Annotated in this window: 19 protein-coding genes and 1 pseudogene; 14 read left to right on the top strand and 6 right to left on the bottom strand. The window is 65.4% G+C overall.

The genetic code is table 11. The annotated features are described in order from the left end of the window. The first annotated feature begins 37 nt into the window (after nt 1–37). On the top strand, nt 38–970 hold the full coding sequence (locus tag ACU0DV_RS24085) for a LysR family transcriptional regulator (protein WP_446240649.1): 933 nt from the start codon (nt 38–40) through the stop codon (nt 968–970). A 10-nt stretch (nt 971–980) separates the two neighbouring features. Here the strand turns inward: ACU0DV_RS24085 and ACU0DV_RS24080 are convergent, their stop codons facing one another. The 3 genes and pseudogenes from ACU0DV_RS24080 to ACU0DV_RS24070 all read right to left on the bottom strand — a co-directional run bounded on the left by ACU0DV_RS24080 (nt 981) and on the right by ACU0DV_RS24070 (nt 3,402). Continuing rightward, nucleotides 981–1,811: a sulfite exporter TauE/SafE family protein gene (locus ACU0DV_RS24080; RefSeq protein ID WP_446240650.1), complete on the bottom strand. Its 831-nt coding sequence runs from the start codon at nt 1,809–1,811 to the stop codon at nt 981–983. A gap of 1 nt (nt 1,812) precedes the next feature. Then, nucleotides 1,813–2,682 (bottom strand): annotated as a pseudogene (locus ACU0DV_RS24075) (NAD(P)-dependent oxidoreductase); the annotation flags it as partial. Between the two features lie 21 nt (nt 2,683–2,703). Next, on the bottom strand, nt 2,704–3,402 hold the full coding sequence (locus ACU0DV_RS24070) for a fumarylacetoacetate hydrolase family protein (RefSeq protein ID WP_370316124.1): 699 nt from the start codon (nt 3,400–3,402) through the stop codon (nt 2,704–2,706). Between the two features lie 225 nt (nt 3,403–3,627). Between ACU0DV_RS24070 and ACU0DV_RS24065 the strand changes: the two genes are divergently transcribed. Genes ACU0DV_RS24065 through ACU0DV_RS24050 form a run of 4 tightly spaced genes read left to right on the top strand, consistent with a single transcriptional unit; the run spans nt 3,628 to nt 7,063 of the window. Continuing rightward, the gene (locus ACU0DV_RS24065; protein ID WP_100929519.1) at nt 3,628–4,659 is read left to right on the top strand and encodes an ABC transporter substrate-binding protein; all 1,032 of its coding nucleotides are present in this window, start codon (nt 3,628–3,630) and stop codon (nt 4,657–4,659) included. Then, nucleotides 4,659–5,477 carry an ABC transporter ATP-binding protein gene (locus ACU0DV_RS24060; RefSeq protein WP_100929520.1) on the top strand — a complete coding sequence of 273 codons (819 nt, stop codon included), beginning with the start codon at nt 4,659–4,661 and terminating at the stop codon, nt 5,475–5,477. The genes ACU0DV_RS24065 and ACU0DV_RS24060 overlap by 1 nt, the downstream gene beginning before the upstream one ends. Further along, nucleotides 5,474–6,325 (top strand): ABC transporter permease, encoded by an 852-nt coding sequence (locus ACU0DV_RS24055; protein WP_100929521.1) that lies wholly within the window; start codon nt 5,474–5,476, stop codon nt 6,323–6,325. Before ACU0DV_RS24060 ends, ACU0DV_RS24055 begins: the two co-directional genes overlap by 4 nt. Beyond that, nucleotides 6,326–7,063, top strand: coding sequence for a GntR family transcriptional regulator (locus ACU0DV_RS24050; protein ID WP_100929522.1), 738 nt, complete (start codon nt 6,326–6,328; stop codon nt 7,061–7,063). 42 nt (nt 7,064–7,105) lie between these two features. On the opposite strand, the gene ACU0DV_RS24045 is transcribed toward ACU0DV_RS24050, so the two are convergent. After that, nucleotides 7,106–7,867 (bottom strand): DeoR/GlpR family DNA-binding transcription regulator, encoded by a 762-nt coding sequence (locus ACU0DV_RS24045; RefSeq protein ID WP_100929523.1) that lies wholly within the window; start codon nt 7,865–7,867, stop codon nt 7,106–7,108. A gap of 260 nt (nt 7,868–8,127) precedes the next feature. Here ACU0DV_RS24045 and glpD point away from each other — a divergent pair, with 260 nt between their 5' ends. From glpD to ACU0DV_RS24000, 9 genes are all read left to right on the top strand, one after another. Then, a complete protein-coding gene (gene glpD / locus ACU0DV_RS24040; RefSeq protein ID WP_446240651.1) occupies nt 8,128–9,726 on the top strand; it encodes a glycerol-3-phosphate dehydrogenase in 1,599 nt (532 codons plus the stop codon). A gap of 13 nt (nt 9,727–9,739) precedes the next feature. Further along, nucleotides 9,740–10,828, top strand: a complete 1,089-nt coding sequence (locus tag ACU0DV_RS24035; protein WP_370316127.1) for an ABC transporter ATP-binding protein — start codon at nt 9,740–9,742, stop codon at nt 10,826–10,828. An 11-nt stretch (nt 10,829–10,839) separates the two neighbouring features. Beyond that, nucleotides 10,840–11,940 carry an ABC transporter ATP-binding protein gene (locus ACU0DV_RS24030; RefSeq protein ID WP_446240652.1) on the top strand — a complete coding sequence of 367 codons (1,101 nt, stop codon included), beginning with the start codon at nt 10,840–10,842 and terminating at the stop codon, nt 11,938–11,940. Then, nucleotides 11,940–12,809 (top strand): carbohydrate ABC transporter permease, encoded by an 870-nt coding sequence (locus ACU0DV_RS24025; protein WP_100929527.1) that lies wholly within the window; start codon nt 11,940–11,942, stop codon nt 12,807–12,809. The genes ACU0DV_RS24030 and ACU0DV_RS24025 overlap by 1 nt, the downstream gene beginning before the upstream one ends. 3 nt (nt 12,810–12,812) lie before the next feature. Then, entirely contained in the window at nt 12,813–13,703 is an 891-nt protein-coding gene (locus tag ACU0DV_RS24020; RefSeq protein WP_198521734.1) for a carbohydrate ABC transporter permease, read from the top strand. A 23-nt stretch (nt 13,704–13,726) separates the two neighbouring features. Beyond that, nucleotides 13,727–14,002 (top strand): DUF2160 domain-containing protein, encoded by a 276-nt coding sequence (locus ACU0DV_RS24015; RefSeq protein WP_370316128.1) that lies wholly within the window; start codon nt 13,727–13,729, stop codon nt 14,000–14,002. A 97-nt stretch (nt 14,003–14,099) separates the two neighbouring features. Then, the gene (locus ACU0DV_RS24010; protein ID WP_100929530.1) at nt 14,100–15,812 is read left to right on the top strand and encodes an ABC transporter substrate-binding protein; all 1,713 of its coding nucleotides are present in this window, start codon (nt 14,100–14,102) and stop codon (nt 15,810–15,812) included. A 104-nt stretch (nt 15,813–15,916) separates the two neighbouring features. After that, nucleotides 15,917–17,401, top strand: a complete 1,485-nt coding sequence (gene glpK, locus ACU0DV_RS24005) for a glycerol kinase GlpK (protein ID WP_100929531.1) — start codon at nt 15,917–15,919, stop codon at nt 17,399–17,401. A gap of 124 nt (nt 17,402–17,525) precedes the next feature. Continuing rightward, nucleotides 17,526–18,176: a flavin reductase family protein gene (locus ACU0DV_RS24000; RefSeq protein WP_370316131.1), complete on the top strand. Its 651-nt coding sequence runs from the start codon at nt 17,526–17,528 to the stop codon at nt 18,174–18,176. Here ACU0DV_RS24000 and ACU0DV_RS23995 read toward each other — a convergent pair whose 3' ends face one another. Continuing rightward, nucleotides 18,177–19,349: a CaiB/BaiF CoA transferase family protein gene (locus ACU0DV_RS23995; RefSeq protein WP_446240653.1), complete on the bottom strand. Its 1,173-nt coding sequence runs from the start codon at nt 19,347–19,349 to the stop codon at nt 18,177–18,179. It abuts the gene before it with no gap. 87 nt (nt 19,350–19,436) lie between these two features. Continuing rightward, on the bottom strand, nt 19,437–19,928 hold the full coding sequence (locus tag ACU0DV_RS23990) for a MarR family winged helix-turn-helix transcriptional regulator (protein WP_283980969.1): 492 nt from the start codon (nt 19,926–19,928) through the stop codon (nt 19,437–19,439). Nucleotides 19,929–19,964: the final 36 nt, after the last annotated feature.

Here is a 19,964-nt window from a genome sequence, read left to right as displayed (position 1 = left end):
GCCACACTCCATTCGAAAAATTAGGATAGGCGTGACAATGTCCCTGCACCTCGTGCCCCGCGTCCTGCGCTACGTCGAAGCGGTGGCAGAGAACGGCTCGATCCAGGCGGCGTCGCGGGCGCTCGGCATTTCCGCGTCGGCCATCGACCGGCAGATCAAGCTGTTGGAGGACCGGCTGGACCTGCAGCTTTTCGACCGCCAGAGCACGGGGATGGAGACGACGGCGGCGGGCGAGATGTTCATCGTCCTGTCGCGGCGCTGGCGGGCGGATGAGAACGCCATCCTGTCGGACGTGAAGCAGATGCAGGGGATCGACCTAGGGCTTGTCCGGCTGGCGACGATGGACAGCCTCGCCAACGGGCCTTTGCCGCGCATCCTGGCCGCCATCGCCGAGGAGTTTCCAAGGGTGCAGGTCGAGGTGGAGATCATGACCCCCGACGATGCGGTGGCGGCCGTAGTCGACGGGTTGGCGGACCTTGTGCTTGGGTTCAACCTGCGTCCGACGCGGGACCTGCACATCCTGTGGTCGGCCGACCTGCCGCTGGTCTGTGTCTGCGCGCCGGATCATCCGGCGGCGTCACGCGCGTCGATCCAGATCAAGGAGGTGCGGGCCTATCCGCTTGTGGTGCAGAGCCGCGCGCTCGCCATTCGCCGGATGCTGGAGGCGCGCCATACCTGGCTCTTCGCCGATGCGCAGCCTCCGGTGGTCACCAATTCGCTGCAACTGCTTAAACAGCTCGTGGGGGCGGGAACGCATCTGGCGCTGACGTCGCAACTGGACGCGGCGGCGGAGCTGACGAGCGGAAGCATGGTGGCCATCCCGATTTCCGACGCGCAGGTCCGCAGCCAGTCGATCAGCCTCGCGCTCAGCGTGAAACGCACCCTGCCGCGGATCTGCACCACCGTGTCCAAGGTCATGATGCGCGAGATCAGCGCCTGCGTTGAAGAGGTCACGGCGCGGACGCCGTGACCCGCAGCGGTCAGGCGAACAGCGCGTAGAGGAAGCGTAACGCGACCAGCGCAAGGAAAGTGCCGAAGGCCAGTTCGAGCGAGCGCCGCTCCATCCGGTGCGCCATGGCCACGCCGAAACGGGTGGTCAGCAGCGATGTCGGGATGGTGAGCGCGAAGGCGGCGAGCGAGACGAAGCCCAGAGATGCGGGCGGCAGGCCGTCCTTGCCCATCCCCGCAAGGATGTAGCCGATGGTCCCCGGAATGGCGATCAGCACGCCCACGCCCGCAGAGGTCGAGACCGCGCGATGGATCGGCACGCCGTGCAGCGTGAGGAACAGGTTCGACACCGCGCCGCCGCCGATTCCCATGATCGCCGAGACGAGGCCGATGCCGCCACCGCCCAGCCGCATGACCAATGGCCCGGGCAGCGTGTCGCGCAGTTGCCAGCTCTTGCCCTTGCGCAAAAGCTTCACCGCGTTGACGGTGGCGATGATGACGAAAACGGCCTGGAAGACCTCCGGCGCGGCGTAGCGCGCGATGAAGGAGCCGAGCATCACGCCGATCAGGACCGGCACCGCCCATGTCTTCAGGATCGCCATGTCGAGCGTGCCCTTCGCGTTGTGCGCGCGGGCCGAGACGATGGAGGTGGGGATGATGACGGCCAGCGAGGTGCCCACGGCGACGGGCATCGCGACCTCGGGCGGATACCCGAGCACGCCGAAGATCTCGTAGAAGACGGGGACGGAGATCGCCCCGCCGCCGACGCCGAAGAGACCGGCCAGGAAACCTATGGCGGCGCCCGCCAGAACGAGCGCCGCCGCAATCTCTATCAATACTGTTTGGTTGGCTAGTATGTCCAAGTCACCGATCCAGAAGGAATTTCGTCAGGCTCGCGCCGTCGCAGCCGCCGAGGCCCGCCGCAATTGCCTTCTCGTAGCCCGCGCGCGTGGCCTCCGACAAGGGCATTGGCCTTTCCTTGAGCGCGGCGCGTTGAAGCGCCAGCCCGAGGTCCTTCATCAACCCGTTCAGGTCGAAGGTGCCCGGCTGGTCCGTGCCGTTCAGCGTGTCGATCACCACCTGCGCGCGGTTCTTCAGGACGGCCGGCCCTGCGGAACTGTCCGCGATCATCGAGATGGCGACATCGTTCGGGATGTCGCTGTCCTCAAGCAGGGTCAGCGCCTCGGCAAGGGTCTTCCAGTACATCGCGAGGGGCAGGTTGACCGCCAGCTTCATGTGCGCGCCGGAGCCTGCGGGGCCGAGATGCTCCACCCGCTTGCAGAGCTGCTCCATGATCGGTTTCGCCTTGGCAAAGCCCGCCTCCGTGCCGCCCGCCATGCCCAGAAGCTGGCCCTTCAGCGCGGGTCCCACGGTGCCGCCGACCGGGCAGTCCACGTAGTCCGCACCGGCGGCGGTGAAGGTTTCGGCGATGCGCCGGGTGTCGTCCGGCAGCAGGGTGGAGGTGTCGATGACCAGCTGGCCCGACAGGCCGCCCGCGCAAAGCTGTTCGGCAACCGCACCGACCGCTTCCGCGTCGGTCAGTGACAACAGGATCGCGTCGCTGCCCTTGAGGGCGTCCAGCGTTTCGGCCACTTCCGCCCCGGCATCGGAAGCGGCCGCCGTGTTCTCCGTGGTCCGGTTCCAGACCACGACGTCGTTGCCGGTTTCGAGAAGCCGTCTGGCGAAGGCCGTGCCCATGCGCCCGGTTCCGATGATCGCGATTTTCGCCATGACAGTCTCCTTTCCGGTTTCGGTTCAGGCGGCGGGGGCGCCGATCGTCACCTTCATCGGCTCCAACCCGTCTACCGAGCATTCCAGCACGTCGCCGGACACCACGGCGCCAACACCTGCGGGCGTGCCCGTCATGATGATATCGCCTGCTTTCAGCTCATGCTGCTCGGAGAGCTTCGAGATGATCTCGTCGATCTTCCAGATCAGCAGGGAGATGTCGGCATCCTGCCGCGTCTCGCCGTTCACCTTAAGTTTCACGTGGCCGGAGGTCATCACGCCGGTGTCCTCCACGCGGGTGACAGGACCCATGGGGGCGGACTTGTCGAAGGCCTTGGTGACTTCCCAGGGCAGGCCCTTGGCCAGCGCCTCGGCCTGGTGGTCGCGGCGGGTCATGTCGAGGCCCACGGCATAGCCGAAGATGTGGTCCGAGGCGTCCTTCTCCGCGATGTTGTAGCCGCCGGATTTCAGCGCCACGACCAGCTCGGTCTCGTAATGGAAGTTGGTGGTGAACACCGGGTAGGGGATTTCCCCGCCGTTCCGGACGATCGCATCCCGCGGCTTCATGAAGATCACCGGCGGGTCCCGCTCGTCGGCGTTCATCTCGATGATATGCGCCACGTAGTTCTTGCCGATGCAGTAGATGCGGCGCACCGGGAATTTCTCTTCCGACCCGGTGATGTCGAGATACGCCTCCTCTGGGGGCGAAACGGCGAAAGTGGTCATGGACGTCCTCCTCGTACCCTGCGCTGCCGACGCCGCGAAAGGCGGCCGGCGACTCGCGCTTGTCTCAGGATTCAGCGGATGCCGCTCCAGTTCAAGATAATAAACCGGCATTCGAGACGTTTTTTATAATATTTTGAGATGGGGATAGAATCGTATAACCTCAAATCTGGCTGGTCCGCGCGAATCCATCGATGCGGAGAACAGCCGACTGGGAGGAGAAAACTGATGACCAAAAGACGTCACATCACCCGCCGCGGATTCGGCCAGCTTGCGCTTGGCAGTGCGACCGTCGCGGCCCTTGGCACCCCCGCCATCGTCCGGGCGCAGACCGCGATCACCTTTGCCGTGCCGAACCCGTCGGCGCTGACCTGGCTGCCCTACTGGGTCGCCGTGGGGGAGGGCTACTTCGAGGAGGAAGGCTTTACCCCGACGCTCGAGGCCATCGACGGATCGTCCGCCGTGCTGCAGGCGATGACCGCCGGTCAGGCGCATGTCGGCGCCCCCGGACCGGGGCCGACGCTCGGTGCGCGGTCCCGCGGCGTCGACGTGAAGTTCCTGTACAACCTCTATCCGAAGTCGGTCTTCGGCCTTCTGGTCAAGGAAGACAGCACCTTCCAGACGCCCGAGGACCTGAAGGGCACGGTGATCGGTGTCGGCACGGCGGACGGGGCGGAGGTCTCCTTCACCAGCGCCATCATGGCCGATCTGGGCATGACGCCGGGCGAGGACTTCACCTACCTGCCGGTCGGTGACGGCGGCACGGCTGCGGTGGCGTTCCTGCGGGACGAGGTCAACTCCTACGCGGGCGCGGTGTCGGATGCGGCCATCCTCGCGGCGCGCGGCCTGAACCTGCGCGAGATCACCCCTGAGGAATACCTGGGTTTCTTCGGCAACGGCATCGCCATGCTCGAAAGCCAGATGGCGGAAATGCCGGAACTGGCACCGGCCTTCGGTCGGGCACTGGTGCGCGGCACCGTCTTCGCCTCGGACCCGGCCAACAAGGAAACCTGCCTTGCGCACTGCGCCGCGGGCAACCCGCAGGAGGCCGAGCAGGAATACGCTTCCTCGCTGTTCGACGGCGTGGTGGACCGGATGACACCCACGGACGCCTTCATCGACAAGGGCTACGGCTACCAGCCGCCGGAGCACTGGCAGGCGATCCACGATTCCGCCGTCGCCTCGGGCGCCCTGTCCGAGCCGCTGGAGGACCTGTCGGCGGTCTACACCAACGAGTTCGTGCCGGTCTGGAACTCCTGATGCCAATGGCCGAGCCTCGCCCGATCCGACCGGACCTTACCGTTCACCAGACCCAGCCGGTCTATCAGATCGAACGGTTGTCGAAGACGTATGCCAGCAACAGCGTGACGGCACTCTCCGATGTGTTTCTTCAGATTCACAAGGGGGAGTTCGTTTCCGTGATCGGCTCGTCCGGTTGCGGGAAGTCGACACTCCTCAAGATCATGGCGGGGCTCGTGCCCCCTACCACGGGCCGCGTCGTTCTCGACGGGCGGCCCGTGCTCGGGCCCCGGCCCGACATCGGCATGATGTTCCAGCAGGCGACCCTGCTGCCTTGGAAGACCACGATCGAGAACATCGTGCTGCCGATCGAGATCCGCGAGGGCAGGGGCGCCGCAAAAGCCGCCCGCGCCCGCGCCATGGACCTGCTCGAACTGGTGGGCCTCGGCGACTTCGCGGATGTCTATCCCGGCGAATTGTCCGGCGGCATGGCGCAGCGCGCCTCGATCTGCCGGATGCTGGTGGCCGATCCGGCGATGCTCCTGCTCGACGAGCCGTTCTCCGCGCTGGACGAACTCACTCGGGACTTCATGAACATGGAGCTGCAGCGCATCTGCCAGGAAAGGGGCGCGACCGCGTTCCTTGTCACGCACTCGCTCGACGAGGCGGTGATCCTGTCGGACCGCATCCTCGTCATGGCGGCGCGGCCCGGACGCGTGATGGAGGACGTGCGCATCGACCTGCCGCGCCCCCGGACGCTCGAAATGATCAACACGCCGAGGTTCGGCGAGATCGTCGCCCATATCCGCGAACTCCTCGGGAAGGAGGCCCACGAATGACCGACACCACCAACGCCTACCAGCTGGAAGACACCGTCTGGGAAGAACGCGAAGCCTTCATCGACCGCATCCCGCGCTGGGTGGCGATGACCTTCCTCTTTGTTCTGGTGGTCGGCATCTGGGACATCGTTACCCGCATGGGCTGGGTCTCTGCCATTATCCTGCCGACGCCTGCCGAAACCCTCGCGGACCTGGGCTTTGTCGGCGAGAACCTCCTGAGCGGCGGCTACATGCTCGAGGCGCTCTGGACCACGACGCGCACCGTCTTCTACGGCTTTGCCATCGCGGTGAGCATCGGGTTTTCGCTGGGCGTCCTCGTCGGCGAGACGAAGTTCGGCGAGCGCGCGGTGATGCCCTACCTCGTCGCCATCGACACCATGCCGAAGGTCGCCTTTGCGCCGCTGTTCATTGCCTGGCTCGGTTTCGACATCGCCTCGAAGGTCGCGCTGGCCGCCTTCATCGCGACATTTCCGATTGTGGTTGCGACGGCCGCTGGCCTATATGCGGCAACCGACAACGAACGGATGCTCTTCAAGTCCATGGGCGCAAGCCGCATACAGACCCTCATCCGGCTGAAGCTGCCGACCGGTCTCCCCTACATCTTCACCGGTCTCAAGATCGCGGCCGTGGGTGTCATGGCGGGGGCGATCACCGGCGAATTCCTGGGCGGCGGCAAGGGCTTCGGCGCGCTGATCCGGCAATCGGCCAGCCAGCTCGATACGCCGCGGGTCTTCGCGCTGATCCTCTATCTCAGCCTTCTCGGCCTCGCGCTCTACTTCACCGTGGTCTGGATGCAGCGCTACTTCGTCTTCTGGAACAAGTCGTCCAAGCCCGGAGGTATCGGCTGAATGAGCGCACACGAGGGAAAGGCACACGACGTCAGGAACCTGTCGGAACAGGCCTATGACCTGGTCCGCCGCGATATCCTGAACGGAGAGCTTTTCCCCAACGACAAGATCCAGGTGGATGTCCTGTCGTCGCGCTACGGCATCGGCTCCGTGCCGCTGCGCGAGGCGCTCAACCGCCTGTCCTCGGAGGGGCTGGTGGAGCGCAAGAGCCACCGGGGTTTCTTCGTCACCGCCATCTCGATGGCCAACCTCGAGGAACTGGTGAAGACGCGGATCTGGCTGGAGACGCTGGCCCTGCGGGAGTCGATGGCCAACGGCGACGAGGCCTGGGAAGAGGCGCTGGTCGTCAGCTGTCACCGGCTGACCCGCACCCATCGACGTCTTCCGGCGGAGGCCGGGCGCGAAGCGGCGGAGGAATGGGAAGAGCGGCACAAGGAGTTCCACCTGCTCCTGCTGTCGCGCTGCGAGTCGTCCTGGCTGCTGAACTTCTGTTCGACGATGATGGATCAGGCGGTGCGCTACCGGAACCTGTCGATGAACACCAACCCCAGCCGCGCGCGGCGCGAAGGGGCGGCCGCCGAACATCAGGCGCTTCTGGACGCGGTGCTGGAGCACGATCCGGACCGGGCCTGCGACCTCCTGGCGGACCACTACCGGACCACGCTCAGCGGCCTGCGGCACGTCATTCCCGACGAGCGCGAGGATGTGATCGGGCTGGCCGCGAAATCCGCCAACTGAACGAGTTGAACGCCCGTCAGTGGGGCAGGGCAGCCCGTCGCGTCACTTCGGCGTGACGACCCGTGTTCCCCATGTCTTGCACTGCGCGGCAAGGCTTGGCGGCAGGGGCTTGTCGGTAAAGAACGCATCCACATCCGACAGGGAGGCGATGCGCGCCGGGGCCGTCCGGGCGAACTTGGTCTGGTCCGCCACGAGGAAGGTCTTGCGCGAATGGCGCAGGATGGCCTGGTTCACGCTGACCTCCTGAATGTCGAAATCCAAGAGGTCGCCGTCGCGGTCCAGCGCCGAACAGCCGATCACCGCCAGGTCGAACTTGAACTGCCGGATGGTCTCTGCCGCCAGGTTGCCCACCAGACCGCCATCGGCGCGGCGCAACTGGCCGCCGGTCAGGAAGATCTCGCACCGCGGGTTCGCGGCAAGGATGTTGGCCACGTTCATGTTGTTGGTGACGACCATGAGGTTCTCGTGATGAAGCAATTCCTCCGCCACGGCTTCGGTCGAGGTGCCGATGCTCAGGAACAGCGAGATGGCGTTGGGCACCTGTTCGGCGCAGGCCAGCGCGATGGCGCGCTTGGCCTCGCGGTTGAGCGACCGCCGTTCGCCGTATTCGATGTTGGTCGTCCCCGAGGGCAGGACCGCGCCGCCGTGCACCCGTTCCAGCCGCCCGGCTTCGGCGAGGTCGGTCAGGTCGCGGCGGATGGTCTGCAGGGTCACGCCGAAATGCGCGGCCAGCCCGTCCACGGTGACCTTGCCGTCGCGGCGCACGATGTCGAGAATCTCCGGATGGCGGAATGTTTGGGACACGTTCGTTTCTTTCGAATGGCAACTTCGCGGTCTGCCTGACCATCGGCAGACGCTTCCGGAAACGTCGCCTCAAACGCGCAATTTCGCAACCTTCAACCTTCGTTTTGTAGCGGTCCATCTGCGCGCCGGACAGGGCCGCGATGGTAAGTCCTTGGACAGTCAAAGAATTTCAAAACGAACAAAAGCGAAAGAAAACGCTTGCATGGCGTGCGCTTTGTGAACATAAATGATGAAGATACGCGCATTAGGGGAGGAATCGCGTGACGCAGACCGCAGCCGATACGGTTACCGATCTTTTCATCATCGGTGGCGGCATCAACGGATGCGGCATCGCACGCGATGCCACGGGCCGCGGCCTGTCTGTGACCCTGGCGGAGATGAACGATCTCGCCTCTGCCACGTCCTCGTCTTCCACCAAGCTGTTCCACGGCGGTCTGCGCTACCTCGAGTACTTCGAGTTCCGACTGGTCCGCGAAGCCCTGATCGAGCGCGAGGTGCTGCTGAGCGCCATGCCGCACATCAGCTGGCCGATGCGGTTCGTGCTGCCCTACCACAAGGACATGCGCTTCGAGTCGGAGACGCCGACTTCGAAGCTGCTCAGCCTGTTCATGCCGTGGATGAAGGGCCGCCGTCCGGCGTGGCTCATCCGGCTGGGCCTGTTCATGTACGACAACCTTGGCGGCCGTAAGATCCTGCCGGGCACCTCGACCGTCGACCTGCGCTCCGCCCCCGAAGGCGCGCCGCTGGAGGACCGCTTCGAGAAGGCCTACGAATACTCCGACTGCTGGATCGAGGATTCCCGGCTGGTCGTGCTGAACGCCCGAGACGCGGCGGCGCGCGGGGCAGAGATCCTGACCCGGACCAAGGTCCAGTCGGCCCGCAGCGAAGACGGTCTCTGGCACATCGAGACGGTCAATGCCGAGACAGGCGAGACGCGGGCGCACAAGGCCCGCATGCTGGTGAACGCGGGTGGGCCGTGGGTTGGCGACATCATCCAGACCAAGGTGCGGGTGAATTCGCGCGAGGGCGTCCGCCTTGTGCGCGGCAGCCACATCGTCACCAGGCGTCTCTACGACCACGACAAGTGCTACTTCTTCCAGGGCACGGACGGGCGGATCATCTTCTCGATCCCCTACGAGACCGACTTTACCCTGATCGGCACCACCGATGCCGAACACGAAGATCCGTCGGTGAAGCCGGAATGCACGCCGGAAGAACGCCGCTACCTGATCGACTTCGCCAACCACTACTTCCGCAAGGACCTGACCGACGACGATGTGGTCTGGACCTATTCCGGCGTGCGTCCGCTGTACGACGACGGGGCCAGCAGCGCCACGGCGGCGACTCGGGACTACACGCTGAAGGTCGACACCAGCACCGGCGCGCCGATGCTGAACATCTTCGGCGGCAAGATCACCACCTATCGCCGCCTCTCTGAAAGCGCGCTCGAGAAGATCGGCGCGCAACTGACGGTGACAAAAGGCGCATGGACGGCGGGCGTTCCGCTGCCGGGCGGGGACTTCCCGGTGACGGGCGTGGCGGACCAGATCGGCGCGCTGAAGGCGAAATATCCCTTCCTGACCGACTTCTGGGCGAAGCGCCTTGTCCGGGCCTACGGCACCGAAGCCGCAAAGGTCCTCGGCGACGCGAAGGCGGCCACGGACCTTGGCCGCGACTTCGGCGCCACGATGACCGAGGCGGAAGTGAACTGGTTGATGGACCGCGAATTTGCCCGCACCGCCGAAGACGTGGTCTGGCGCCGAAACAAGCTGGGGCTCCGGCTGGATCGCGCGCAGATCGAGGAACTGAACACATGGATGACGCAGAACCGGCGCGGCGCCTCTGCGGCGGCCGAATGACGAGGAGGACCGGATGACGCTGGAACTGAAGGGCGTGTCCAAGATCGTGGAGGGGCAGACGCACATCTACCCCACCGACCTGACGTTGGAAAAGGGCACGATGAACGTCCTTCTGGGGCCGACGCTTTCGGGCAAGACGTCTCTGATGCGGCTGATGGCCGGGCTCGACGTGCCGGCCACCGGCAAGGTGTTCTGGAACGGCGAGGACGTGACCGGGCAGCGCGTGCAGGACCGCAAGGTCGCCATGGTCTACCAGCAGTTCATCAACTACCCGTCGATGACCGTCTACGACAACATCGCGTCCCCGATGAAGCTGATGGGGGCCGACAAGGCCGAGATCGACCGCCGCGTGCGCGAGACCGCCGAGATGATGAAGCTCGGCCCGATGCTCGACCGCAAGCCGCTGGAACTGTCCGGCGGGCAGCAGCAGCGCTGCGCTCTGGCGCGCGCGCTGGTGAAGAACGCGGGGCTGGTGCTGCTGGACGAGCCGCTGGCCAACCTCGACTACAAGCTACGCGAGGAATTGCGCGTCGAGATCCCGAAGATCTTCGAGGCATCGGGCAGCATCTTCGTCTACGCCACGACGGAACCGGAAGAGGCGCTTCTGCTGGGCGGCCACGTCGCGACGCTCTGGGAAGGGCGGATCACGCAATTCGGCCCGACACCCTCGGTCTATCGCCAGCCGGTCGATGCGACGACGGCGCGCGTCTTCAGCGATCCGCCGATGAACTTCCTGCAGATCACCAAGACCGGCAACCAGATCGCGTTCGGCGACGGTCAGACCGCACCGGCCACGGGCCAGATCGCGACGCTGCCCGATGGCCGCTACACGGCCGGTTTCCGGCCCAACCACCTCGAAATCATGCGCCACGCCGCCGAAGCCATCGAGTTCAAGGCGACGCTCGGCGTGACCGAACTGACCGGATCGGAGACCTTCGTGCATCTCGACCACCACGGCGAGCGCTGGGTCGGCCTGATCCACGGCGTTCACCACCTGTCGCTTGGCGAGGAACTGAGCGTCTGGCTCGACCCGCGCCACATCTACATCTTCGGCGAAGACGGCAATCTCGTCGCACCCGCCGCCTACGCGCTGGCAGCCTGAGGGAGGGGACAATGGCCAAGATCACGCTCGACAACCTCGCCCACTCCTACCTGCCGAACCCGACGGGCGAGGACGACTTTGCCCTGAAGGAATTGAACCACGACTGGGACGACGGCGCCGCCTACGCGCTGCTCGGCGCCTCGGGCTGCGGGAAATCCACGCTGCTCAACATCATCTCGGGCCTGCTGCATCCCAGCCAGGGCCGCATCCTGTTCGACGGGCAGGATGTGACACACGCGCCCACGGCAGAGCGCAACATCGCGCAGGTGTTCCAGTTCCCGGTCGTCTACGACACGATGACCGTGCAGGACAACCTTGCCTTCCCGCTGCGCAACCGGGGGCGGGACGAGTCCTATGTCGCTGAGCGCGTTCAGGAAATCGCCCGCATGATCGGCATGGAGGACATGCTGAAGAAGAAGGCCCGCGGCCTGACGGCGGATGCCAAGCAGAAGATCAGCCTCGGGCGCGGCATGGTGCGCAAGGACGTGAACGCGCTGCTCTTCGACGAGCCGCTGACCGTCATCGACCCGCACATGAAGTGGGAGCTCCGGACGCAGCTCAAGAAGCTGCACCACGATTTCGGCCACACGATGATCTACGTCACCCACGACCAGACGGAGGCGCTGACCTTTGCCGACAAGGTGGTGGTGATGTACGACGGGCGCGTGGTGCAGATCGGCACGCCCGAGGAACTCTTCGAACGGCCCGAGCACACCTTTGTCGGATACTTCATCGGCTCGCCCGGCATGAACGTCATCCCGGCGCGGGTCGAGGGCTCCACCGCCCATCTCGACGGCGCCAGCATCCCGCTCGCCCATGGCTACGGGCCGCTCGACGGGCGGGTGGAGATCGGTGTCCGCCCCGAATACGTCCGCCTCAGCCAGACGGAGGGGCTGCCGGTCACCGTGAACCGGGTGGAGGACGTGGGCCGTCACAAGATCATCCGGGCCGAGGTCTTCGGCCACGACATCAACATCATCGCCGGAGAGGACGAGCAGGTCAGCACAGACATGAACCGCGTCGTCTTCGATCCGGACCACGTCAACGTCTACGCCAACGACTGGCGTGTCGCCCCCCTCGGGCGGAGCGTACCGGCAGGGGAGGCCGCGTGATGGATAAGACAGTCAATCAGAAGGCCTGGTTCCTTGTCCTTCCCGTCCTGCTGCTGGTCGCCTTCTCGGCGGTCATCCCGCTGATGACGGTTGTCAACTACTCCGTTCAGGACACCTTCGGGAACAACCAGTTCTTCTGGGCCGGTCTCGAATGGTTCGAGGAAATGCTTTCTTCCGAGCGCATGTGGAACGCGCTGGGGCGCCAGCTCATGTTCTCGGCCATCATCCTCGCGATCGAGATCCCGCTGGGCATCTTCGTGGCACTCAACATGCCCAAGCGCGGCTTCTGGTCGAGCCTGTGCCTCGTGCTCATGTCTCTGCCGCTGCTCATCCCGTGGAACGTGGTCGGCACCATCTGGCAGATCTTCGGCCGCGTCGACATCGGCCTGCTGGGCTACACTCTCGACGCCATCGGGATCAGCTACAACTACACGCAGGACACGGTCGCGGCCTGGATCACCATCATCGTCATGGACGTCTGGCACTGGACCTCGCTCGTGGCGCTCCTGGCCTATGCCGGTCTGAAGTCGATCCCCGACGCCTACTACCAGGCAGCCAAGATCGACCAGGCGTCGCGCTGGAAGGTGTTCCGCTTCATCGAACTGCCCAAGATGATGGGCGTCCTGATGATCGCGATCCTGCTGCGCTTCATGGACAGTTTCATGATCTACACCGAGCCCTTCGTCGTCACCGGCGGCGGTCCCGGCAACGCCACGACGCTCCTGTCCATCGACCTCGTGAAGATGGCGCTGGGACAGTTCGACCTCGGCCCGGCGGCGGCCTTCTCGCTGATGTACTTCCTCGTGATCCTCGCGATCTCCTGGGTGTTCTACACCGTGATGACGAACCTCGACAAAAGGGAGGGCTGACCGATGGCCGATACGACCTCCGCCCCCGGTGCCGCGTCCCTGCCGGGCGACGTGACCGCAAAACGCACGAAGGCCAGGACGCGCCAGCCCTTCCGGCCCAGCGGCTCCGCGGTGGTGATGACGCTTTACCTGCTGTTCCTGCTGCTGCCGATCTACTGGCTGCTGAACATGAGCCTGAAGACCAACACGGAGATCCTGAATTCCTTCACGCTCTGGCCGCGGGACCTGACGCTCGACAACTACCGCACGATCCTCACCGATCCGGCGTGGTACATGGGCTACGTGAACTCGCTGATCTACGTGGTGATGAACACGGTCATCAGCCTCGCGGTGGCGCTGCCCGCGGCCTATGCCTTCTCGCGCTATCACTTCATGGGCGACAAGCACCTGTTCTTCTGGCTGCTCACCAACCGCATGGCGCCTCCGGCTGTCTTCGCGCTGCCGTTCTTCCAGCTCTATTCGTCGGTGGGCCTCTTCGACACCCATATCGCGGTGGCGCTGGCGCACTGCCTGTTCAACGTGCCGCTGGCGGTCTGGATCCTCGAAGGCTTCATGCGCGGCGTCCCGAAGGAGATCGACGAGACCGCCTATATCGACGGCTACTCGTTCGGCGCCTTCTTCGTGAAGATCTTCACGCCGCTCATTGCCTCCGGCATCGGCGTCGCGGCCTTCTTCTGCTTCATGTTCTCGTGGGTGGAACTGCTGCTGTCGCGCACGCTGACCACGGTCGACGCAAAACCCATCGCCGCGATCATGACCCGTACCCAGGGCGCATCGGGCATCGACTGGGGCGTGCTCGCCGCAGCGGGCATCCTGACCATCGTGCCCGGCGCGCTCGTGATCTACTTCGTCCGCAACTACATCGCCAAGGGCTTTGCCCTGGGCCGTGTGTAAGCCTGAAAGAGGGAGGTATTCCAATGGACTGGATGGCATGGACCTGGCCGACGGCGATCTTCTTCATGGTCATCGCGTCGCTGCTGATCGTCTTCACCTTTCTGGCGATCAGGTTTCCCGAACGGCCCCGCATGGGCGTCCTCAGGATCGAGACGACGCGCGGCGACCGGCTCTTCATCACGCTGCTCGGCTCGGCCTTCATCAATCTCGCGTGGCTCGGCCTCGTGGGGCCGGACACGCAGCCTTACGCCCTCATCGTCTGTCTCGTCTACGCCGCCGCGGTCTTCCGCTGGGTGTAGACACAGGCCTGAGTGACCGGGGCACGAGGAGACCCGGCCACGACGGAACACAAGATCCTCGGAATAAAAACGGTTCTGATATGGGAGGAAACCGAACATGAACTACAAGTTGAAATCAACCACTGCAGCGCTGCTGATCCTTGCGGGTCCGGCCTTTGCCGACATGGACGCCGCGCGCGCGTTCCTCGACGAGGAGATCGGCGACATGTCGTCGCTCACCCGCGAGGAGCAGGAGGCGGAGATGCAGTTCTTCGTCGACGCGGCCCAGCCCTTCCAGGGCATGGACATCAAGGTGGTGTCCGAGACCATCACCACGCACGAGTATGAAAGCCAGGTGCTTGCCCCGGCCTTCACCGCGATCACCGGCATCAACGTCACCCACGACCTGATCGGCGAAGGCGACGTGGTCGAGAAGCTGCAGACCCAGATGCAGTCGGGCGAGAACATCTACGACGCCTACATCAACGACTCCGACCTGATCGGCACCCACTGGCGCTACCAGCAGGTGCGCAACCTGACCGACTGGATCGCCAACGAAGGCGCGGACGTGACCAACCCCGGTCTCGACCTCGAGGACTTCATCGGCCTCAGCTTCACCACCGGCCCGGACGGCAAGGTCTACCAGCTTCCGACCCAGCAGTTCGCGAACCTTTACTGGTTCCGCTACGACTGGTTCAACGACGAGAAGAACAAGGCCGACTTCATGGAGAAGTACGGCTACGAGCTGGGCGTTCCGGTCAACTGGTCGGCCTACGAGGACATCGCGGAGTTCTTCACCGGCCGCGACCTCAGCCACATGGGTGTCGAGGGCGAGATCTTCGGCAACATGGACTACGGCAAGAAGGACCCCTCGCTCGGCTGGCGTTACACCGATGCGTGGATGTCCATGGCCGGCATGGGCGACGTGGGTGAACCCAACGGCCTTCCGGTCGACGAATGGGGCATCCGCGTGAACGAGCAGTCCCAGCCGGTGGGGTCCTGCGTGGCGCGCGGCGGTGCGACCAACTCGCCCGCGGCGGTCTACGCCGTCACCAAGGCGATCGAGTGGCTGGAGAACTACACGCCGCCGGCTGCCGCAGGCATGACCTTCTCGGAGGCAGGCCCGATCCCGGCGCAGGGCAACATCGCCCAGCAGATGTTCTGGTACACCGCCTTCACCGCGGACACCGTGAAGCCGGGTCTGCCGGTGATGAACGAGGACGGCACGCCCAAGTGGCGCATGGCACCGTCCCCGCACGGCGTCTACTGGAAGGAAGGCCAGAAGGTCGGCTATCAGGACGCCGGTTCCTGGACGCTGATGAAGTCCACCCCGGAGGATCGCGCCAAGGCCGCATGGCTCTACGCGCAGTTCGTCACCTCCAAGACCGTGGACGTGAAGAAGTCCCACGTGGGCCTGACCTTCATCCGCGAGTCCACCGTGCAGCACGAGAGCTTCACCGAGCGCGCCGACAAGCTGGGCGGCCTGGTGGAATTCTACCGCTCTCCCGCACGGACGGCATGGTCGCCGACCGGCACCAACGTGCCCGACTACCCGAAGCTGGCACAGCTCTGGTGGCAGAACATCGGTGACGCCATGTCCGGCGCCAAGACCCCGCAGGAAGCCCTCGACGCGCTCTGCGCCGACCAGGAGCGTGTGCTCGAGCGTCTGGAGCGTGCCGGCATCCAGGGCGATATCGGTCCGAAGCTGAACGAGGAGCGTGAAGCCGAGTACTGGTTCGAACAGCCGGGCGCGCCCTATCCGAAGCTCGAAAACGAAGACGAAGAGCCCAAGACCGTCAGCTACGACGAGCTGATCCAGTCCTGGCAGTAAGCCGTCTCATCGACCGGGGCCCCTGATCGGGCCCCGGTCTTCCCGTATTCCCCCGCATGACGTGCCGCAACGGCGCCCCGACATCGCTTTGAGGAGAGGCGGTCATGACTCATATTCTGGCCATCGACCAGGGCACCACCTCGACCCGCGCCATCGTTTTCGACGCATCCATGACGGCGGTCGCCTCCGCGCAGGAAGAGTTTCCCCAGCATTTCCCCGCCAGCGGCTGGGTGGAGCACGATGCGACGGACCTCTGGGCCACCACCGCCGCCACCTGCCGCGCCGCCATCGAGAAGGCCGGCACCACCGACATCGCCGCCATCGGCATCACCAACCAGCGCGAAACCACGCTGGTCTGGGACCGCAAGACCGGCAAACCTGTTCACAACGCCATCGTCTGGCAGGACCGCCGCACCTCCGGCATGTGCCGGACGCTGAAGGCGGAAGGTTTCGAAGAGGTCGTCACCGACCGCACCGGGCTGCTGCTCGATCCCTATTTCTCCGGCACGAAACTGGCCTGGCTGCTGGACAACGTCGACGGCGTCCGGGCACGGGCCGAGGCGGGGGAGCTTGTCTTCGGCACGGTCGACACATGGCTCTTGTGGAACCTGACCGGCGGCAAGGTGCATCTCACCGACGCCACCAACGCCGCGCGCACCATGCTCTATGACATCCGCAAGGGCCGCTGGTCGCGGACCATCTGCGACCGGCTGGGCATCCCCATGGATATGCTGCCAGAAGTGCGCGACTGCGCGTCCGACTTCGGCGAGACACGGCCGGACCTGTTCGGCCGTCCGATCCCGATCCTCGGCATCGCCGGGGACCAGCAGGCGGCGACGGTCGGGCAGGCGTGTTTCGGGCCCGGCATGCTGAAATCGACCTACGGCACCGGCTGCTTTGCGCTCCTGAACACCGGCGACACCCCCGTCCGGTCGCAGAACCGCCTCCTGACCACCATCGCCTACCAGCTTGACGGCAAGCCGACATACGCGCTCGAAGGGTCGATCTTCGTTGCGGGCGCGGTGGTGCAATGGCTGCGCGACGGGCTGAAGATCATCCGCGGCGCCGCCGAGACGCAGGCCCTGGCCGAACAGGCCGATCCGGCGCAGGACCTCGTGCTTGTCCCGGCCTTCACCGGACTCGGCGCGCCCTACTGGAATGCCGATTGCCGCGGTGCGGTCTTCGGGCTGACCCGCAATTCCGGCCCCGCCGAGTTCGCCCGCGCCGCGCTCGAAAGCGTGGGCTACCAGACGCGCGACCTGCTGACCGCGATGCAGGCCGACATGGGCACGGACGGGACCGGTTCGGCCACGCTGCGGGTGGACGGCGGAATGAGCGCGTCGGACTTCGCCATGCAGTTCCTCTCCGACATCATCGGCGCGCGGGTGGACCGGCCCAAGGTGCTGGAGACGACCGCGCTTGGCGCGGCCTGGCTGGCCGGGCAGAAGGCCGGGGTCTACCCGGACAGGGAGGCTTTCGCGAAAGGCTGGGCGCTGGAGCGCAGCTTCACCCCGGCGATCACCGAGGAAACGCGCACCGCCAGATACGCCGCCTGGCGCCGCGCGGTCGAGGCGACGATCAGCGTCTGACAACCCGGCCCTTTGCTTCTTCCGCAGGCGTTTGCACGGTCCGAAGAGCGGTGCAGGGGCACGGTGACTGGACCCGGCCCGCGCCGGATGCCAGACCGTAAGGCGCCTGCCGGAAGGACACTCGATGAACAGCCACGCTTTCGACTTCGCGGAACTGACCCCAAAGGAGCGCTACAAGCTCCTGATCGGGACGGTCATCCCGCGGCCCATCGCCCTGATCACCACCCTGTCCGAAGACGGCATTCCCAACGCCGGGTCGTTCAGCTTCTTCAACATCCTGACCCACGATCCCGCGATCATGGCCATCGGGATCGAATACAAGCCGGACGGCACGCCGAAGGACACCGCCGCCAACATTCTCGCCACGAAGGAATTCACGGTCCACATCTCCGACCACGCGCTGGTGGACCAGATGGAGATCTGTTCGATCAAGTTCCCGGCGGACGTGGACGAGCTGTCGGTCGCGGGACTGACAACCGTTCCGGGCGAGACCGTGCGCAGCCCGCGCATCACCGCCGCGCCCGCGGCCTTCGAATGCCACCTCGTGCAGACCGTGCCGGTCACGCCCGCGCGGGTCATCGTGCTGGGAGAGGTCAAGCGGATGTTCGTGCGCGAAACCCTCGTCGATCCCGAAACGCTGTACGTCGACCAGATCGGCATCGACGCGGTGGGGCGGCTTGGTGGCCACCTCTACGCAAGGCAACTGGACCAGTTCGAGCGGGTGACACCCTCAGTCGAACAGTTCATGGCCACGTCCAGAACCGTGGAAAGCTGATCACCACAACCGGCGTTTCGTCTGCCCTGACCCGGTCCGGAGCGCGGCCAGCACCTCCTCCGTATCGGCGCCGAGCGACGGGGCAGGGGCGCTGACCCCGGGCCCGTCGCGCCGGAAGCGGAAACCGGCGTTCAGCACGCGCGACCCGTCGTCGAGGTCGAGGAACAGGTCGCGGTCGCGCAACTGCTCCATCTCCATCGCTTCGCCCAATGGCCGGACCTTCCCGGCGGGCACCCCCGCCGCCGCGAGGTCGGCCTCCCATTCGGTGGCGGTGCGCTCGCCGAAACGCGCCACCAGCAGCGCGCGCAACTCGATGTCATGTGTCATGCGATTTTCCGGGGTCGCGAACCGAGCATCGTCCAGCAGCGACATGCAGCCCAGCACCCGGAACAGCCGCTCCACCTGCACCTGCTGCACCGCGCCGATCGTGATCTCACCCTCCGCGGTGGGGAAGGTGTCGGCGGTCGGCGCGCCGGAGAAGCCGCGATTGCCCGCGCGTACCGGGGTCTGCCCGCTCATCATCATCGGGACGACCACGGAACTCATCATCACCATCGTCGCGTCCAGCATCGACACATCGATCACTTGCCCCCGGCGCGCCGGATCGCGTTCCCGCTGCAGCACCGCCGAGAGGATCGCAAAGGCCGACAGCAGGGCGGAATAGGTGTCGACGATGGGAAAGCCCACGCGCTCCGCCGCCTCGCCCTCGTGGCCCGACAACAGCATCAGGCCCGAAACGCTCTGGATCACCTGGTCGATGGCCGGGAAATCGCGCAGCGGCCCGTCCTGACCGAACCCGGAGACGGAGCAGTAGATCAACGAAGGGTGTGCGCCGGTCAGCGTCTCGGCGCCAAGCCCCAGCCGTTCCGCCACGCCGGGGCGGAAGTTCTCGACCACCACGTCGGCGCTGGCCACCAGCGCCCGTGCGGCCGACAGGCCCTCGTCGGACTTGAGGTCCAGAACGATGGATTTCTTGCCCGCGTTGGCGCCGACGAAGGGCTCTGCCATGCCGCGCCGTGCCGGGTCTCGCGTGTAGAACCGCATCGGATCGCCCGCCGGCGGTTCGACCTTGATGACCTCCGCGCCCAGCAGGTTGAGGAACTGGGTCGCCAGCGGCCCCGCGATGACATGGCTGAAGTCCGCGATGCGAATGCCTTCGAGCGGTTTCGCCATGTGTCCCTCCCCGACGTTTCCACACACGCAGACCTGTACGGTCATCCGCGTATTTGGTTTCCAAAAGAAACAGTCAGGCGGCTTCTGTCAAGAGGCGTGAGGGTCCGTGTCCCCGTCTTCGGTCACCGCGCTTCCGATCAGGCGCCACAGAAGTTCGAACAGCATCGCGCGTTCTGCCGGGGACAGCGGCGCCAGGAATTCCTCCTGCAGCCGGGCCATGTCGGGCCGCATGCGCGCCAGCCGTGCCTCGCCCGCCTCCGTCAGGTAGAGCGCGTTCAGCCGCTTGTCAGCGCCTTCCTTACGGCGCTCGATCAGGCCGGTGCGTTCGATCTCGTTCACCAGTTTTGTAAGGGCGGATTTTCTGAGTACGACGGCTTTGGCAAGGTCCTTCTGCGTCAGCCCCGGATTGAGCCCGATGAGATTAAGCACCGCGACCTCGCCGCCTGCCACCGCGTGCGTGGCGAAGAACGACTCGTTGCGTTCGAGGATCCGCGTCCGCAGAAGCCGGGTGACAAAGGAGATGTCCGTGGCCAGGTGGCCGAGGTCGGGACCGCCGTCATTTCCAGGTCGCTGTGTCATCTTCGGCGTGATCCCCCGCTTTTTCATTCGCTAAGC

This window comes from Sagittula sp. (assembly GCF_052825245.1).
Note: the sequence above shows the minus strand (reverse complement) of the source record. Positions and strands in the feature narration are given on the sequence as shown.

What these genes read in the sequence shown, in the direction of transcription:
- ACU0DV_RS24050 (WP_100929522.1), top strand. Translation starts at nt 6,326, where the DNA reads ATGAGCGCACACGAGGGAAAGGCACACGACGTCAGGAACCTGTCGGAA.
- ACU0DV_RS24085 (WP_446240649.1), top strand. Translation starts at nt 38, where the DNA reads ATGTCCCTGCACCTCGTGCCCCGCGTCCTGCGCTACGTCGAAGCGGTG.
- ACU0DV_RS24070 (WP_370316124.1), bottom strand. Translation starts at nt 3,402, where the DNA reads ATGACCACTTTCGCCGTTTCGCCCCCAGAGGAGGCGTATCTCGACATC.
- ACU0DV_RS24065 (WP_100929519.1), top strand. Translation starts at nt 3,628, where the DNA reads ATGACCAAAAGACGTCACATCACCCGCCGCGGATTCGGCCAGCTTGCG.
- ACU0DV_RS24055 (WP_100929521.1), top strand. Translation starts at nt 5,474, where the DNA reads ATGACCGACACCACCAACGCCTACCAGCTGGAAGACACCGTCTGGGAA.
- ACU0DV_RS24000 (WP_370316131.1), top strand. Translation starts at nt 17,526, where the DNA reads ATGAACAGCCACGCTTTCGACTTCGCGGAACTGACCCCAAAGGAGCGC.
- ACU0DV_RS24010 (WP_100929530.1), top strand. Translation starts at nt 14,100, where the DNA reads ATGAACTACAAGTTGAAATCAACCACTGCAGCGCTGCTGATCCTTGCG.
- ACU0DV_RS24060 (WP_100929520.1), top strand. Translation starts at nt 4,659, where the DNA reads ATGCCAATGGCCGAGCCTCGCCCGATCCGACCGGACCTTACCGTTCAC.
- ACU0DV_RS24035 (WP_370316127.1), top strand. Translation starts at nt 9,740, where the DNA reads ATGACGCTGGAACTGAAGGGCGTGTCCAAGATCGTGGAGGGGCAGACG.
- ACU0DV_RS24025 (WP_100929527.1), top strand. Translation starts at nt 11,940, where the DNA reads ATGGATAAGACAGTCAATCAGAAGGCCTGGTTCCTTGTCCTTCCCGTC.
- ACU0DV_RS23990 (WP_283980969.1), bottom strand. Translation starts at nt 19,928, where the DNA reads ATGACACAGCGACCTGGAAATGACGGCGGTCCCGACCTCGGCCACCTG.
- ACU0DV_RS23995 (WP_446240653.1), bottom strand. Translation starts at nt 19,349, where the DNA reads ATGGCGAAACCGCTCGAAGGCATTCGCATCGCGGACTTCAGCCATGTC.
- ACU0DV_RS24015 (WP_370316128.1), top strand. Translation starts at nt 13,727, where the DNA reads ATGGACTGGATGGCATGGACCTGGCCGACGGCGATCTTCTTCATGGTC.
- glpK (WP_100929531.1), top strand. Translation starts at nt 15,917, where the DNA reads ATGACTCATATTCTGGCCATCGACCAGGGCACCACCTCGACCCGCGCC.
- ACU0DV_RS24020 (WP_198521734.1), top strand. Translation starts at nt 12,813, where the DNA reads ATGGCCGATACGACCTCCGCCCCCGGTGCCGCGTCCCTGCCGGGCGAC.
- ACU0DV_RS24030 (WP_446240652.1), top strand. Translation starts at nt 10,840, where the DNA reads ATGGCCAAGATCACGCTCGACAACCTCGCCCACTCCTACCTGCCGAAC.